The sequence below is a fragment of the Suicoccus acidiformans genome, assembly GCF_003546865.1.
Taxonomy (GTDB): domain Bacteria; phylum Bacillota; class Bacilli; order Lactobacillales; family Aerococcaceae; genus Suicoccus; species Suicoccus acidiformans.
This window is the reverse complement of record NZ_CP023434.1, coordinates 1,915,433-1,931,563: the sequence shown is the minus strand read 5'-3', so window position 1 is coordinate 1,931,563 and position 16,131 is coordinate 1,915,433. Positions and strand designations below refer to the sequence as shown.

Here is a 16,131-nt window from a genome sequence, read left to right as displayed (position 1 = left end):
ATCGGTAGTGATCTTCTGGTATGGCAGAGAACTCTTAAATCGACGTCTAATTCGATTCGGTGCAATCCTTCCGACAACGCCTTTTTAGCTACTGTATTTTCGATATTTACGACCAAAGTTTTTCACTTGGCTTCCTAATTCTTTACAGATACGATGGACTTTCTTTCGGTTTATTTCCATCCCTCTCTTAAGAAGGGTGGCATGAATCCGTCGATAACCATAGTTTGGATGCTCTTTTCGAATCTCTAGAATCTCATCTTTTAGTTCTTTATCAGGATTTGTTTTTTTCCACTGGGCTTGCCAATACGTATAAGTAGATTTGGGAAAGCCAATGGCAGCAAGAATCTCAGTTAAGGTGTATTTTTCTTGTTGTCGGAGCTTGTGGATGACTCTTGCTTTGTCTTCATTGCTTTCTGTTGCCTCAAGTTCCTTGACATTTCCAAGTATTCATTTTTAATGGTTTGCATTTTTAGTTCATATTCAAGTTCTTCAATTCGCTGATTTGCCAGTTCAAGGTCGTTTATTTTTAAGGGTTTAGAAGGTGCTTGTTGTTCTTTTTTGCCTTTATCTTTCTTAGACAATGTTGGCCTCCCTTGTTTGCGAGATAGTCCTTTAATGTCCTGCTCTTGATATTCTTTGCGCCATCTGGCGATGAGGCTAGGGTTATTAAGCCCCAACTCATTAGCCACCTCTTGATAGGATTTCTCGCTTGATTCATACATAGTGATTGCCTTTAATTTAAATTCTACACTATATGAGTTCTTTTTACGAGAGCGCTTTAAGCCTTCGATCCCCAATGTTTGATAGGCATTAATCCAAATTCGCACTTGTTTAGGCGGTTTAATATGATATTTCTTAGCAAGTGAATTCATTCCAATTGTGCCAGACAGATACTCTCCGACTACTTTCATTTTAAGTTCTAAACTATATTTAGCCATATAAATACCCCCTAAAGTTAGATTTCTTGGTCCAACTTTAGGGGCAGTACAATATTTCTAGTAAGGGTTATTTCATTATTAATTCTTATGGATAATTCAGGATAATAATTACTATCATCGACAAACCAATGATGCTTCGAGGCGTCCATTTGTAAGAAATCACCAGCATATTTATAATGAGATTGTGTTAGATGAGCTTTGTGACCTTCCACGGTAACTACATTTTAAGTGTTTCTTTTTCTTGTTTAATTAACCGTTTTTCACCTTTCTTTTCCAGTTTAGCTTTTATTTCTCAATTGATTTTCCTCGTTGACAGAGGAGAGATAACAATCACTTCTTTCAAGATATTTCGAAGGGACTGATTTGATATATGAATTCACTAATCATCTTTAAGCATTTCACTGAAATGTGCAAAATTAAAGTCAAAATACTTGACTCAATAGAGTTTTACTATTTCTTTTAGTGTCTCAGAATCGATTAATATTTCAGGCTAACGCTTTTTATTGACTGCGTGATATCCCTTCCTCTAGGATACTATGACCTTAGAGTAGGATATTTCATTTGTAGAGGATATAAATATTGAGGGAAATTTAATTTAACTTGACCTTTAGGAAAGGATTTAATAAAATGTGTTTAGGATAGAAACGAAGAGAAACTAATATTCGGAAGATTGGTGAAAATCCAACACGGTCCCGCCACTGTAATTATCGTAAGATATAAGTCAGATCTTTATATTAGTTTGCTAAAGTTTAAACGCTGCTGTTTCGAGGTAAAACAGTGCCGTCTTTTGTGCATCGTCGCACATCGATTGAAACAGGCTCATTTTAGCGGTATTGGAGTCTCTATCATAGAATATTCTTGATGTGTTGCAATCTGATGTTCAACGACGAACTTATAAGCAATGAAGCTTATTCAGCACATCAACATTTTAAGAATATTTCGATAGCAATACAGGGAGGAGTGTATTGCTTTTTGTTGTACCATCAATTAAAAGGAGGAATTCACAATGATTTTGAACAATGTAACAAAAGCAAAGGATTTTGAACTGTATACTGACCAGGAATTAGAGGCAATATTCAAGGAAATATTAGATGGTATTAAACAGGTAGATAAGAAGGCTCAAGATGTAATGGTTGATCGTTTGGCTAATAAGTGTAAGCCAGTGGGCGCTTTAGGTGTTTTAGAAGATGTGGCTATTAAACTCGCCGGAGTGCAGAGGACCGGCAAACCAGAGATTACTGGGAAGGCGGTTCTTGTGATGAGTGGTGATCATGGAGTTATTGAAGAAGGGGTCAGCCAATGTGAACAGAGCTTAACGGATAGCATGTTTCATATCTTCTTAGAGAATAAAGGGGGTATTAATGTATTAGCCAATCATGTAGGAGCGAAGGTGATTTGTACGGATGTCGCGATGGCTAGCGAGCCAACTGAGGCGAATTCTGCGCAATGGCGAATTACAAACGGGACCAAGAATTTTGCGAAGGAGTCAGCTGCCAGTCGTAGAGAAGTACTTTTAGCTTTGCTTATCGGAGCTAAAATTGCAATAGATGAAGTGGCTGAGGGAAATAATTTATTGGCAACTGGGGAAGTGGGAATGGCTAATACGACACCAAGTTCTGCCTTGATTAGCTTCTTCACAGGTCGTCCTGCTGCTGATGTTACAAATCGCGGTACAGGTATTAATGATATTGCCTTGGAACGAAAGGTAAAAGTGATTGATGAAGCAATTGCGAAGCATCAACCTCACGCCGATGACCCTGTTGATGTCTTAAGCAAGATTGGAGGGCTTGAAATAGCGGCGAATGTTGGGGCAATCTTGGGAGGCGCCTATGCGGGAGCGGCAACTATTCTTGATGGAATTATTTCTAATGCTGCAGGCCTTGTAGCTTACAAATTCAAAGCAGATATTGTTGATTATTTAATTGCGTCTCATAGTTCAGCAGAACATGGTGGACCAATCGCGCTCGAAGCAATGGGCTTAAAACCGTGTTTGAATATGGGGATGCGTTTGGGAGAAGGAACCGGGGCTGCCCTAATGTTCCCGATATGTGAAGCAAGTATTAAAGTAGCAAATGAGATGGGTGATTACGCATAGAATGATGAGGGTACCTCGTGTTTTGATTTTATACGCTAGTATTACAGGGAATACGCAACAAATTGCATTAATGCTAGCTAAGTTTCTTGATAGTTATGGGGTAAAAACTGAGTTAGTAACACCTGAAATATTTACTTTTGGAGACCTTCAGCCCTATCAAGGGCTTCTGATAGGAACGTATACCTATGGAAATGATGCAAATATACCTGACGAAATGCTAGATGTGTATGAATGGTTACAAGACCAGAATTTAAAAGGTTTACCCTTCGGTGTATTTGGTTCAGGAGATTTATATTATGGGTCAAATAAATTTTGCAAGGCAAGCTTAAGTTTTCAAAATTTGCTTATCAAATGTGGAGGGGAATCGGTTTATCATCCCGTAAAGGTAGATAAATATCCAGATTTCGATGATGATATTCAAGAAATACAAAAATTAGCCTGTCATTTGGCAACAGAAATGAAGGAGTGGAGACATGGAGTATGTCGAATCAACAAAAGCTTTTTATGAGGCTCAGAAGGTTTTTCCTGGTGGTGTAAACAGCCCAGTACGAGCCTTCGGTGCGATGGAAAGAGATCCGATATTTATCGAAAAAGGTGAAGGGGCGTATTTATATGATGTTGATGGGAATCATTACTTAGATTATGTGCTGAGTTGGGGGCCTCTCGTGTTAGGACATAGCGATTCAAGAGTAGTTGATGCGATTGTTGAGCAAGCTAACAAAGGCACTTCCTACGGTGCAACCACACCCATTGAAACAGAACTTGGGATATTACTACAGAGTTTATATCCATCTATGGAACAATTACGTTTTGTTAATTCTGGTACGGAAGCAACGATGAGTGCAATCCGTCTTGCTCGAGGCTATACAGGACGCAAACGTATTGTAAAATTTTCTGGTTGTTACCATGGTCATGGAGACTCTTTTCTGGTGGAAGCTGGTTCTGGTGTAGCTACCTATGGTACTTCTAATTCTGCAGGGGTTCCTGAAGAAATTGCTAACTTAACTAGTACCTTGCCTTACAATGATATGGCTGCTTTGGAGGACTTTTTTGAACTCCATGGAAACGAAGTTGCTGGGGTCATTATTGAACCGGTTGCAGGTAATATGGGCTTGGTACCAAGCAATTACATATTTCTGCAAAGAATCCGTCAACTTACTGAAGAATTTGGTGCTTTATTGATATTCGATGAGGTGATGACAGGAAGTCGTGCTGCATATCGTGGCGCTCAAGAAGCTTATAGCATTCAACCAGACATTACGACCTTAGCAAAGGTAATTGGTGGTGGACTTCCTTGTGCTGCGTACGGCGGTAAACGAGAAATTATGGCTTTTGTTTCACCGCTGGGATCTGTATATCAGGCGGGTACTCTATCCGGCAACCCTTTAGCTATGGCAGCTGGACTTGCTACTTTAAAGAATTATCATGAAGAAGATTTTAATCAGTTAGTGAACTACGTTGAACGATTGAAAGAGGCAGTTTTAAGTTTAGCTGAGCAGTATGCTTTACCTGTACAATTTCAAAGCTTTGGCAGCATGTTTAGTATTTTCTTCTCAGAGACACCAGTGGAGAATTATGCGGACGCTCAGGCTAGTAATCAGGAAATGTTTAAAAGATTTTTCTCAGGGTTATTAGACTTAGGTATCTACATTCCACCGTCTCAATATGAAACGCTATTCGTTTCAACGAAACATGGAGAAGTTGAATTTCAGTTGACAGTAGAAGCGATTGATAAAGTCTTCCAATCGTTATGTAGAAAGTAGTTAATATAATGAAAGAATTTCTCATTGCTGGTGTAACTAGTGGAGTTGGTAAAACGACGATTTCACTTGGTTTGATGCAAGCGTTAATAAATCGAGGGCTGATTGTACAGCCATATAAAGTTGGGCCTGACTATGTAGACACTGCTTTTCATACAAAAATAACTCAACGATCATCTGTTAATTTAGATCAGTTCATGCTTCAAGATATAGAGGTCTTAAGAGCCCTCTATGCGCGAGCGTTAGTAGGTACAGATATTGCTATGGTAGAAGGAGTTATGGGGCTCTATGACGGCTATGGTTTAGATAAACTCTATTGTTCTTCTGCTGGCATTGCAGTTCATCTTGATTTGCCAGTGGTTCTTGTCGTTGACGGTGCAGCTACATCGACCAGTGCTGCAGCCATTGTTAAGGGCTTTGTAGATTTGGAGCCTCGTTTAAATGTTATCGGTGTTATTCTTAATCGAGTCAATTCGACAAGTCACTTTGAGTTACTTAAACGTGCTATTGAACACTATACAAATATTACTGTTTTCGGTTATGTGCCAAAAAATGAAGCGTATCATCTAAGTTCACGAAAACTTGGGCTAGTGCCTGAAAATGAAATTACTAACCTTCTAGAACAAGTTCAAATATTAGCTGAAGTTTTAGAGGACACAGTGGATATCAATATGCTCTTGGATTGTTCTGAAGTTGCCAGAGAGCACCGCTCATGGCAATCTATCCTTGCGAAATTTCAGCCAGATGAGTCAGAAGAGGTACATTTTAATTTAGATGCTCCATACCGTTTAGCCTATGCAAAGGATCCTGCCTTTCAGTTCTATTATCAGGACAATTTCAGTTTACTGAAGGATTGGGGCGTTGAGCTTATCCCTTTTAGTCCGCTGAATGATTCAGCTTTGCCTGAAGCAGAGGCCTTTTATTTTGGTGGGGGTTATCCTGAATTACATGCCGAGGCCTTAGCTTCGAATCAGTCAATGCGTCAATCAGTTTTATATGCGCATCAAAGCGGAGCACCGATTTATGGTGAAACGGGTGGCTTAATGTACTTAGGTCAAACGTTAGAAACAGAAGTAGGTGTCCATCCTATGGTTGGAGTTTTCCCGGGAGTGTCTTATCAGACTCCTCGACTCCGTCGCTTTGGTTATTGCGAGATGACCTTAAAGGAAGATACAGTACTCGGCATGAAAGGAGATATCCTTCGTGGCCATGAGTTTCATTACTCGGATTTTGATACTACTCTTCCAACGGTTGCAGATTTTCAGAAAATCAGAGATGGTAAGTGTTTAAAAGATTGGACAGGTGGGTATCAAGTAAGGCGCAGTTTTGCATCATATATGTACTTGCATTTCTATCAAAATCGAAACATTATCAGACATCTCATTCGAGCAATGAGTGATTACAGAAGGAGTAAATAATAATGACATACATTCGTAAGCCACAGAATATTACAGAGCGTAGCTTCGAAATAATTAGTAAAGAAATTGAACGAGATTTTCCTGAGCATCAATTCCGCTCTAAGTTGGAGGAAGATATCGTCAAACGTTGTATTCATACTAGCGCGGATTATGATTATATGGAGAATCTTCAGATTACTGGAGAGGCAGATATAAAAATTCAAGAACTTATCCAAAATGGAGGGACAATTATTACTGATACCAATATGGGGTTATCAGGTATTAACAAGAAAATATTAGATAAGTATGGCTGTCGTTATGAGTGCTTCGTGAATAATCCAGAAACATTTGAATTAGCTGAACAAAAAAATATGACGCGTTCGATGGCAGCGATTGAGATTGCTGCTCAGATTTCCGGACCTAAAACTTTTGTCATTGGAAATGCACCGACAGCGATTTATCGTATTATGGAAATGTTGGATGAGGGAAGTCTTCAGGATGTTGTAGCGCTTGTTGGAGTACCGGTTGGCTTTGTTGGAGCAGCAGAATCTAAGCAGGACTTGCATGAGTCCAATATTCCTAGTATTTGCGGCTTAGGCCGTAAGGGAGGCTCTAATATTGCTGCAGCGATTATTAATGCGATTCAGTATAATCTTCAAGATGTCATCGGTGTTTATACGAAGTAAAGGAGGTTTAGCATGTCCAGTAAGGAGGAGAAGATAGGTCAATTAGAATTTGATGATCAATACGTATCCTATAATGGTAAACGGTTGAGAAAAGGCTATACAACAGGAACTTGTGCAACTGCAGCTACGATGGCTGCGCTTGAGATGATACAAACTCAGGAACGTGTTGAGCGAGTAAATTTGACAACACCTTCAGGCGTCAATCTAGATGTTGAAATCCATAATCAGGAATTTGATAACCATACGGCCACTTGTTCAGTTATTAAAGATGGTGGTGATGATCAGGATGCTACTCACGGATTGGATATTTTCTCTAAGGTAACTTTGCGAACAGATGGAGAAATTGTTATTGATGGTGGAACGGGTGTTGGGCGAGTGACCCAGAAAGGTTTACAAATTGAACCAGGACACGCAGCCATTAATCCTACCCCTCGCAGGATGCTCCGTGAAGTGGCAGAAAAACTATTAGAAGAGGGACAAGGATGCGATATTCTTATTAGTGTACCAAAGGGTGAGGAAACTGCCAAGGCGACTTTTAATCCTCGTTTAGGTATCGTGGGTGGTATTTCAATACTAGGTACTAGCGGCATTGTTACACCTATGTCAGAGGAAAGTTGGAAGCATTCAATCACTGGAGAGATGCAAATTAAATTTAATCAAGGTCATGATCGCATTATACTTACGCCAGGAAACTATGGGGAAGATTATATAAAAGAGCATACACAATTAAACCCAATTTATGTCGTACAGATGAGCAATTTCGTAGGGTATGTACTACTGGAGGCGATGCGGATTGGCTTTCGCAAAATTCTTTTGGTAGGTCATTTTGGTAAGTTTATTAAACTTGCAGGGGGTATTTTCTCAACGCACAGCAAAGATGCGGATGGACGTAATGAAATTATGGTTGCTAATCTGGCTTTATTGGGAGCACCTTTAGATTTACTAGAGCAAGTAAATAATACACTTACAACGGAGTCTCAAGCTGAAATTATTCTGGAAGCAGGATATGGTCAGGTTTATGATGTTCTTGTCGAGAAAATCAAGCAGAGATCATTAGCAAAGCTCAAATATCGGGATCCTGACATCGAGATTGAAGCGATAGCTTTTCTGAAAGACCAACCTGTCTTTGCTACAACAAAATCTTTGGTGAAATTAGAAAAGGAGTATTCCTTATGATTCATATTGTAGGAATTGGTCCAGGTGATGGGGCACTTCAATTAAAGGTTATTGATGATTTAGCAAGGAAATGTGACCTAATCTTAGGGAGCTCACGTCAATTAGAGACTATTGAAATAGATGAACTTGAGAAGAAACGCGTAATTGATTTCCCGTTCAAAGAAATTGTTCCTTTTCTTTTAAAGCAAGAGTCAATGGGGCAAAGCGTCATGTATTTAGCTTCGGGCGATCCCATGATATATGGTATTGGGAATTATTTGTCGAAGCATTTGCCTGAAGGAAGCTTTGAAATTTATCCAGGCATCAGCTCCTTGCAATATATATTTAGTCGCATTCCTATGAGTATGAATGATTGCTTTCTATCATCCGCCCACGGACGCCAGCCGAATTATGATTTTCTAGTGCGGATGCCTAAGCTAGTGATGGTGACAGATGAAGCGAATGGGCCTTATGAGATTGCTCAGGAGCTATTGACAAGGGGCGCGAAGGGAACGATGTTTGTTGGAGAAGCACTCAGTTACCCAGAAGAGCAACTCTGTAGTTATTCATTAGATATGGTTCCTGATCGAGACTATGATATGAATGTGGTGGTGGTACTGAATGAGAGATCGTGAATTTATTCGGGGAAAGGTACCTATGACTAAAGAATTGGTACGTGCGGTTACTATAGATGCTTTGAATTTATCTCAAGCTAAGTATTTGTTAGATATCGGAGCAGGAACTGGTAGTATCAGTATTCAAGCAGCATATGAGTACCCCCAATTGCAAGTTACTGCAGTGGAGCGCAACCCAGAGGCTGTTGAGCTAATTCAGTCAAATCAGAAGAAGTTTAACTTATCAAATATTGAAATTCTAGAAGGTGTTGCCCCCGATATAAGCTTACCAGAAGTAACTTATGATGCAGTTTTTATTGGCGGAAGTGGTCGTAACTTAACACAGATTATTGATCAAGCAATTGACGTATTGAGTCCTGGTGGCAGATTGGTACTAAATTTTATTTTAATGGAGAACGCTCTAGAAGCTTATGAGCATTTAACCCAGTTAGGAATGGAAGTAGAGATGCGACTTTTACAAGTAAGTTGTTGGCATTCTCTAGGCTCAGGTCATTACTTCAAGCCGAATAATCCGACAATTATTATCCGTACAGAAGTTAAAGGAGAATAGTATGAAAGAACCAGTTGTATTTGTAGGAGCTGGACCAGGAGATCCAGAACTTATTACTTTAAAAGGCTATCAGGCTTTAGAGAAAGCTGATATTGTTATCTATGCCGGTTCATTAGTCAATCCAGACTTGTTAGAATACTGCTCGAAGGATTGCACTATTTATAATTCAGCAGAATTAAATTTACAAGAGATTATTGAAATCACACGTGAAGGAGTAGATGAAGGAAAGAGAGTCGTACGCCTTCACACGGGAGACACTTCGCTGTATGGATCTATTCGTGAGCAGGTCGAAGAGTTACAAAAACTAGGAATTGATTATCAGGTGATTCCGGGTGTTTCATCTTTTCTTGGGGCAGCTGCTAGCTTGGGTGTTGAGTATACGGTTCCTGAAATTAGTCAGTCTCTTATTATTACTCGAATTGAAGGACGCACGCCGGTTCCAGACAAAGAAAGTTTGGCAAGTTTTGCTAAACATCAAACATCGATGGCTATCTTCTTATCTGTTCAGAACATCGAAGGGGTTGTAGCTGAGCTAACTCAGCCTGACGGTTATTCAATAGAAACACCAGTTACAGTAATCTACAAGGCTACTTGGTTAGATGAAGCCGTGGTTCAAGGTACTCTTGCAGACATTAGTCACAAGGTGAGAGAAGCTGGAATTCGCAAAACTGCGCTTATTCTTGTTGGGGATTTCTTAGGTAGTGAGTATAATTACTCGAAATTATACGATGAAAGTTTCTCGCATGAGTATCGAAACTAAAGGACAGAGTATGGCTATTCATGCCATTACTCAGGAGGGACGACACTTGGCTCGAAGGATTCAAACTCGGCATCCCCTAGCTGATTTATACGTTAAGACCCGGGATGATGCTGATCCACTGGAAGCTAAATACCGGGAGTATGGTTTGATTGATGGGAAGATGCTCAAGACACTTCGAGAGAATTTCAAAAAATATGACTCATTAGTTTGCATTATGGCGAGTGGTATCGTTATTCGAGGTATTGCTCCTATGTTAGAAAGTAAATACGAAGACCCTGCTGTGTTACTCTTAGATGAGCAAGGAAGATTTGTTGTAAGCTTACTCAGTGGGCATGTTGGAGGTGCGAATGAATACGCAACATCTTTGGCGCAGGAACTTGGTGCTCAGGCCGTTATTACGACAGCAACGGATAACAAAGGTGTTCTCGGGTTAGATATGCTAGCCAAGGGAGCAGGATGTGTATATGAACCAAGGAAAGTTTTGTCAGAGCAATTTAATATGCTTTTAGCAGAGGAGCAAGTTATTGCACTTTATAATGAGCCACAACTAAATTTGGTATCAACCTCAGGGTACCAAATCTTCAAGAATCTTCCTGATGTAAATGAACTTTTAGATTATGCAGGTTTTGTTATGATTAGTGTCAGGATGAATGCTCTGGATACCTACCGTAAAAAATTACCTGAAGACTATGCATTGGCTCAATTAGTGCCAAAGAAATATGTACTAGGGGTAGGCTGTCGCAAAGGTGTAGATAGTGAGGTGCTTTCAGCAAATTTTAGAACTTTCTGCCTTGAGCATAACTTCTTAGCTATTGGACTTACTAAGATTGTAAGTATTGATTTAAAGAAAGAAGAAAACGCAATCATAAATTTAGCAGAGTCTTTGAATATCCCTTTTGAGACCTATAGCAAGGAAGACTTGTTAGAGTTTGAAGATTTTTATCCAGGATCAAATTTTGTAAAGCAGACCGTAGGCGTGAGTTCTGTTGCACAAACATCAGTTCATAAGGAAACGGGTGAATTTGTATTAACAGAGCGTTATGCCAATGAGGGTGTGACTTTCGCACTTGGAAAATACCAATAATTATAAGAAATGAGGAGAAATTATGTTAACAGTCGTGGGAATGGGACCAGGTAGTTTCAATAATATGACTCCTGCAGCACATCAAGCAATTGAAAACGCAGAAGTTATTGTTGCTTATCAATATTATCTACAATTTTTTGAAGAAATCATAGAGGGTAAAGAAGTTATTTCGACCGGTATGACGGGTGAAATCGAGCGGTGCCGTCAAGCCGTTAATGTAGCATTGCAAGGCAAGGAAGTGGCTTTAGTTTCTAGTGGAGATTCAGGAATTTATGCCATGGCTGGTCTAGTTTTTGAAATTCTAGCAGCTGAAACTTTAGAACTTGAAGTGAAAGTAATTCCTGGAATCACAGCGAGTATTGCTGGAGCAGCGCTTTTAGGTGCGCCATTGATGAATGACTTCTGCCATATTAGTTTAAGTGACTTGATGACACCTTGGGAAATGATAGAGAAACGGCTCCATGCAGCTGCTCAAGGAGATTTTGTGATTTGTCTATATAACCCTCGCTCTAAAGGTAGGCCGAAGCATCTAGCTAAGGCACTGGATATTATTCGAGAGTATAAGGGGGGAGATATTGTAGTAGGAATCGTCAAGGATATTGATCGAGAAGGTGAGCAAGCAATTATAACGAGCATTGATACACTAGATGAAGAGCTTGTGGATATGACAACCACTGTAATTGTAGGGAATAAATACACGAAAGTATACGGGGATTACATGTATACCCCACGAGGTTACGATTTATGATTTTAGTATTTGGTGGAACGAGTGATAGTATTAAACTTATGGACGGCTTATTGTCAAAAGATTATGATGCGGTTATCTCTGTAGCAACTGCTTATGGTAAAACCTTTAGTCGAAATTTTGGGGATCGAGTCATCCAAAAACGCTTAAACCAAGTAGATATGGTGGAATTTATTAAAAAGAATTCGGTTGAGTTGATTTTAGATGCTTCTCATCCTTTTGCGGATATCGTTTCATCGAACGCTATTGCGGCTGCTGAAAGCACTCATATTCCATATGTTCGATTTGAACGACCACGTTTAAAGTATCCGAAGGAAGTTGTCCGTGTTTCAAGTATTCAAGAGGCTTGCTTGAAGGCATTGGAAGTTGCAGGAAATATCTACTTAACTACTGGGAGTAAGTCAATGAAGGAATATTTAGATTATTTGCCTGTTGAACGAGTTATTGCGCGTGTACTACCAGTAGCAGAGGTTATAGAAAGTATGGAAAATCTTGGATTAAATGCTGGGCAGATTCACGCAATTAAAGGACCTTTTACAATGGAACTTAATAAAGAATTGTACAAGATGTCCGAAGCAACGAGTATGATTACTAAAGAAAGTGGTCAATCTGGAGGGGTAGATACGAAGATTAGAGCAGCTTTAGAAAGCGGAATAGCTGTATTTCTGATTGAAAGACCTTATGTGGAATATCCAGAGCAATACCATACAATAAATGAGGTAATTGAAAGAGTTGACAGACTATATGAAAAATAAGGGAACAGTGTATATTGTTGGCTCAGGATTGGGTAGGATTAGTGATTTAACTTTACGCGCTTATCAGTTATTGAAGACTGCAGATATTGTCTTTTATGATCGACTGGTGAATGATAATTTGCTTCAACTGACTAAAGAGCACTGTGAACTCGTGTATGTTGGTAAGAAACCCTACGCCTCTAGTCATACTCAAGAAGATATTGAATCCCAATTGCTAGCAGCTGCCCAGAAGCATCAAGTAATTCTACGTTTAAAAAGTGGAGATCCGTTTGTATTTGGACGTGGCGGTGAGGAAGGGATGACTCTAAAAGATGCCGGAGTTACCTTTGAAATTATACCAGGGATTTCTTCTGTAATTAATGGTCCGACGTACGGAGGAATTCCAGTGACGTATCGAGAATATTCCCGTTCATTTCATGTTTATACAGCACAAAGCAAGGATGGGGAAACAGACTTCGATTGGCACAGTATTGTTCAGTTTGGAGGAACCCACATCTTTCTGATGGGTTTAAGAGCATTATCTAATATAGTTAGGCAATTACAGATAGCTGGGATGCCAGAAACAACACCTATAGCCTTAGTTCAGTGGGCTAGTCGCCCTAATCAACGTACAGTCATCGGTGAGTTGAGAACGATAGAGGAGAAGGTAAGAAAAGCCCAACTTACTTCACCAGTAGTGATTGTGGTTGGAGATGTGGTGGATTTTTCTGAAAGTTTGAATACTTTTGAAAGACTGCCTTGGTTTGGTCAACGTGTCGGTTTTCCAACTGAAGCTCGAATTGAGCAGATGATAGCCTTTGAAAGCATGGGTGCTGAATTGGTGCTGTATCCAAGAGGGACCAAACGTATACAAAAAGAGTCAGAAAACATCAGTTGGGTTTTTATTCCTAGTATAGAATCGATGCACTCTGCTGAGAGATTTTTCTCTAGGGAAATAGGGCTAAAATTTGGAACCGTATCTGATCAAGTAAGAGAAAGCATTGATATTACTCAGTCAAAATTTTGGATAGGAGAAGTTCATCATGAAGATAGGAATTATATTAGCCAGTTTTGGAACGAGCTATAAGGATACTCGGGAGAAGACCCTTGAGGTGCTTCGAGATGAAATCGCTCAGACATACCCTGAGGCAGATGTCTTTGAAGTCTATACTTCTGCAATGGTACGCCAGAGCATTTTAAAAGAAGAAGGTATTACATATCTCGGCATCGATGATCAGTTGGAGCAGATGAAAGGAAAGTATGATCATGTTTATGTTCAACCTGTGCATATCATTCCAGGTCACGAATATCAAAAACTTGTTAGAGCAGTCACCCTTGCTGAAGCAAATAAAGACTTTGAGGTAATTCGTTTAGGTCATCCGCTCCTTGTTGGTATGGCTAATTATCAAAAGGTTATTGCTTTCTTACTAGAGAAAACCTCAGAACTCGAGCCTGGTCAAGCTCTATTATATATGTCGCATGGTACAGACGATGCGTCCTTTGTAGCTTATCCTGCGTTAGCATATATGCTAGATGATGCCCCTATTTTCGTTAGCTCTGTAGAAGGGTATCCGGATTTAGAGATGAGTGTTCGACATATGAAACAAGCAGGATATGATACGATTGAATTATATCCATTTATGTTTGTGGCGGGTGATCACGCTCACAATGATATGGCTTCTAAAGATTCAGATGCTTGGCAAGGTACTTTAGAAGCAGAGGGATTCAAGGTAACTTCCCACATTATTGGTCTTGGGGAATATCCAGAAATACGTCAAATTTATAAGGATAGTCTAGCGAGCTTGATGGAAGAGGTGTAAGTATGGGGAAATTCTATGGAATAGGTGTAGGCCCCGGGGATTCAAGTTTGATTACGGTCAAAGCAACAGAAGTTCTCACGCAAATGGATGTCATCTATTGTCCTACGATGTTTGACAACAAGGACAGTTTGGCTTATGAAATTGCAAAACCTTATATTCAGGAAGATACGATAGTTAAGCAACATATTTTTAGAGCTAAGGATGAAGAATCCAATGAACCTTTCTGGCAAGCAACGGCGGAAGAAGTTGCGAAAGATTTAGATCAAGGGTTAAATGTTGGATTTATTACTTTAGGTGACCCAAGTACTTATTCGACATATAGCTATATTCTTCATCGCTTAGATGAAGCGTATGACGTAGAAACTATAGCGGGAATTACCTCTTATAACCAAATTGCAGCGACTCTGAATCAATCTTTAGCCTTAGATACAGAAGCATTTTGTGTTGTTCCTGCAACCGCTGATGAAGCTATCATAAACAATGCCTTGGAACACTATGATACAGTCGTCTTCTTGAAAATAAAAAATCATTTAAATAAAATTTTCCGAGCTCTAGATGCTACAAATCGTCGTGCTGATGGCGTGATTATATCGCAGGTTTCACAAGAGAAAGAAAAAATCATTGATGATTTAACAGAATTTGATATTAGCCAACGCTTATCATATTTCACAACTATGATTGTTTCTAAACAAAAGGGGCGATATTGATGGCTATTTATACACGGACTGGCGATAAGGGAGAGACTCGACTTTTCGGCGGCTATCCCATTAGCAAGAATGATCTGCGTGTTCATGCATATGGTAGTGTAGATGAATTGAATAGCTTTGTTGGCTTATTAGTATCTGAAATAGATGTATCTATGGAGGATGTTCTCTTGCCTCTCGCTCGCATACAGCAGGAACTTTTTGATTGTGGCAGTGATTTAGCTACTATACGTGACCGACGTCCCTATAAAGTAAGGTTAGATGCGTCAGATTGGCTAGAGCTACTTATTGATGAATATGCAGAAGAAGTTCCTCCTGTCACAAAATTCACCATTCCCGGAGGGGCAAAGGCGGCGAGCCTAGCTCAAGTTTGTCGCACGGTGACTCGAAGGGTAGAACGCTTAGTGGTGGGTCTCATGGAAGAAGATGAGATGGTAAACCAAGGAGTGTTAATCTATTTGAATCGCTTGTCTGACTATTTCTATATACTAGGCCGACTCTTAAATTATCGATCCGGTCAGAGTGATGTTCTCTATGAGCGAAGCCGAGATATATTTGGGACGGGAAAAGTTGCGGAGAAACTAAGAGAGAATTAGAGGAGGAATGAGCATGTACCCAGTGCTCTTAAATATTAAAGATAAGCCTGTATTAATTGTCGGAGGTGGACGCTTAGCTAAACGGAAACTTTTACATCTGCTTGAAGCAGGTGCTCGTATTACAATTGTTTCTCCTGATTTACATCCAGATATTCCGACCAAGCAAATTACTTGGCGAGCTAAACATTATGACAAAAGTGATTTGGCAGGATTTTCTCTTGTTCTTGCTTGTACCGATCGAGCAGATTTGAATGAACAGATATATCAAGAAAGTCAAGACTTACAGTGGGTGAATAATACCAGCAATCGTTTAGCATCGGATTTTTATAATCAAGGTTTGGTTCATTCTAAAAATTTGATTTTTAGTGTGTCTAGTCAAGGAATGGATTATCACTTAACCAAGCGCGTTACCCGATTATTAGACTCCTGGGTGAAGGACGAGTTACCAAGTTTATTAGAAGAAGGGGAGTAA

At 39.7% G+C, this 16,131-nt stretch carries 19 protein-coding genes and 1 riboswitch; of the genes, 17 read left to right on the top strand and 2 right to left on the bottom strand.

Annotated features, from left to right (window positions below; translation table 11 throughout):
* Positions 1–84: 84 nt before the first annotated feature.
* Complete coding sequence (locus tag CL176_RS13085) at positions 85–333, bottom strand: IS3 family transposase (RefSeq protein ID WP_420824191.1); 249 nt, start codon at positions 331–333, stop codon at positions 85–87.
* A gap of 17 nt (positions 334–350) precedes the next feature.
* Positions 351–938, bottom strand: a complete 588-nt coding sequence (locus CL176_RS09085; RefSeq protein WP_118991027.1) for a helix-turn-helix domain-containing protein — start codon at positions 936–938, stop codon at positions 351–353.
* 637 nt (positions 939–1,575) lie between these two features.
* A riboswitch (adenosylcobalamin (AdoCbl) riboswitch) is annotated at positions 1,576–1,726 on the top strand.
* 218 nt (positions 1,727–1,944) lie between these two features.
* Between CL176_RS09085 and cobT the strand changes: the two genes are divergently transcribed.
* The 17 genes from cobT to CL176_RS09000 are packed head-to-tail and all read left to right on the top strand — an operon-like array spanning position 1,945 to position 16,131.
* A complete protein-coding gene (cobT, locus tag CL176_RS09080; protein ID WP_205528107.1) occupies positions 1,945–3,033 on the top strand; it encodes a nicotinate-nucleotide--dimethylbenzimidazole phosphoribosyltransferase in 1,089 nt (362 codons plus the stop codon).
* Between the two features lie 22 nt (positions 3,034–3,055).
* On the top strand, positions 3,056–3,541 hold the full coding sequence (locus tag CL176_RS09075; RefSeq protein WP_162890926.1) for a flavodoxin domain-containing protein: 486 nt from the start codon (positions 3,056–3,058) through the stop codon (positions 3,539–3,541).
* A complete protein-coding gene (hemL, locus tag CL176_RS09070) occupies positions 3,507–4,796 on the top strand; it encodes a glutamate-1-semialdehyde 2,1-aminomutase (protein ID WP_118991025.1) in 1,290 nt (429 codons plus the stop codon). Before CL176_RS09075 ends, hemL begins: the two co-directional genes overlap by 35 nt.
* Positions 4,797–4,804: 8 nt before the next feature.
* Positions 4,805–6,211, top strand: coding sequence for a cobyrinic acid a,c-diamide synthase CobB (locus CL176_RS09065; protein ID WP_118991024.1), 1,407 nt, complete (start codon positions 4,805–4,807; stop codon positions 6,209–6,211).
* A gap of 2 nt (positions 6,212–6,213) precedes the next feature.
* Positions 6,214–6,876, top strand: a complete 663-nt coding sequence (locus CL176_RS09060) for a cobalt-precorrin-8 methylmutase (protein ID WP_118991023.1) — start codon at positions 6,214–6,216, stop codon at positions 6,874–6,876.
* A 12-nt stretch (positions 6,877–6,888) separates the two neighbouring features.
* Positions 6,889–8,052 carry a cobalt-precorrin-5B (C(1))-methyltransferase CbiD gene (gene cbiD / locus CL176_RS09055; RefSeq protein ID WP_118991022.1) on the top strand — a complete coding sequence of 388 codons (1,164 nt, stop codon included), beginning with the start codon at positions 6,889–6,891 and terminating at the stop codon, positions 8,050–8,052.
* A complete protein-coding gene (cbiE, locus tag CL176_RS09050; RefSeq protein ID WP_118991021.1) occupies positions 8,049–8,666 on the top strand; it encodes a precorrin-6y C5,15-methyltransferase (decarboxylating) subunit CbiE in 618 nt (205 codons plus the stop codon). Before cbiD ends, cbiE begins: the two co-directional genes overlap by 4 nt.
* Entirely contained in the window at positions 8,653–9,216 is a 564-nt protein-coding gene (locus CL176_RS09045; RefSeq protein WP_118991020.1) for a decarboxylating cobalt-precorrin-6B (C(15))-methyltransferase, read from the top strand. Before cbiE ends, CL176_RS09045 begins: the two co-directional genes overlap by 14 nt.
* Position 9,217: 1 nt before the next feature.
* Entirely contained in the window at positions 9,218–9,976 is a 759-nt protein-coding gene (locus CL176_RS09040; protein ID WP_118991019.1) for a cobalt-precorrin-4 methyltransferase, read from the top strand.
* A gap of 46 nt (positions 9,977–10,022) precedes the next feature.
* Complete coding sequence (locus CL176_RS09035) at positions 10,023–11,060, top strand: cobalt-precorrin 5A hydrolase (protein WP_162890925.1); 1,038 nt, start codon at positions 10,023–10,025, stop codon at positions 11,058–11,060.
* 22 nt (positions 11,061–11,082) lie between these two features.
* Positions 11,083–11,808, top strand: a complete 726-nt coding sequence (cobJ, locus tag CL176_RS09030) for a precorrin-3B C(17)-methyltransferase (RefSeq protein ID WP_118991017.1) — start codon at positions 11,083–11,085, stop codon at positions 11,806–11,808.
* On the top strand, positions 11,805–12,560 hold the full coding sequence (gene cobK, locus CL176_RS09025; RefSeq protein WP_118991016.1) for a precorrin-6A reductase: 756 nt from the start codon (positions 11,805–11,807) through the stop codon (positions 12,558–12,560). The genes cobJ and cobK overlap by 4 nt, the downstream gene beginning before the upstream one ends.
* The gene (gene cobA, locus CL176_RS09020) at positions 12,538–13,626 is read left to right on the top strand and encodes a uroporphyrinogen-III C-methyltransferase (RefSeq protein ID WP_162890924.1); all 1,089 of its coding nucleotides are present in this window, start codon (positions 12,538–12,540) and stop codon (positions 13,624–13,626) included. The genes cobK and cobA overlap by 23 nt, the downstream gene beginning before the upstream one ends.
* Entirely contained in the window at positions 13,583–14,359 is a 777-nt protein-coding gene (locus tag CL176_RS09015) for a sirohydrochlorin cobaltochelatase (RefSeq protein WP_118991014.1), read from the top strand. Before cobA ends, CL176_RS09015 begins: the two co-directional genes overlap by 44 nt.
* 2 nt (positions 14,360–14,361) lie before the next feature.
* Complete coding sequence (gene cobI, locus CL176_RS09010) at positions 14,362–15,066, top strand: precorrin-2 C(20)-methyltransferase (RefSeq protein ID WP_118991013.1); 705 nt, start codon at positions 14,362–14,364, stop codon at positions 15,064–15,066.
* Positions 15,066–15,659: a cob(I)yrinic acid a,c-diamide adenosyltransferase gene (locus tag CL176_RS09005; RefSeq protein WP_118991012.1), complete on the top strand. Its 594-nt coding sequence runs from the start codon at positions 15,066–15,068 to the stop codon at positions 15,657–15,659. The genes cobI and CL176_RS09005 overlap by 1 nt, the downstream gene beginning before the upstream one ends.
* Positions 15,660–15,672: 13 nt before the next feature.
* A complete protein-coding gene (locus tag CL176_RS09000) occupies positions 15,673–16,131 on the top strand; it encodes a precorrin-2 dehydrogenase/sirohydrochlorin ferrochelatase family protein (RefSeq protein ID WP_162890923.1) in 459 nt (152 codons plus the stop codon).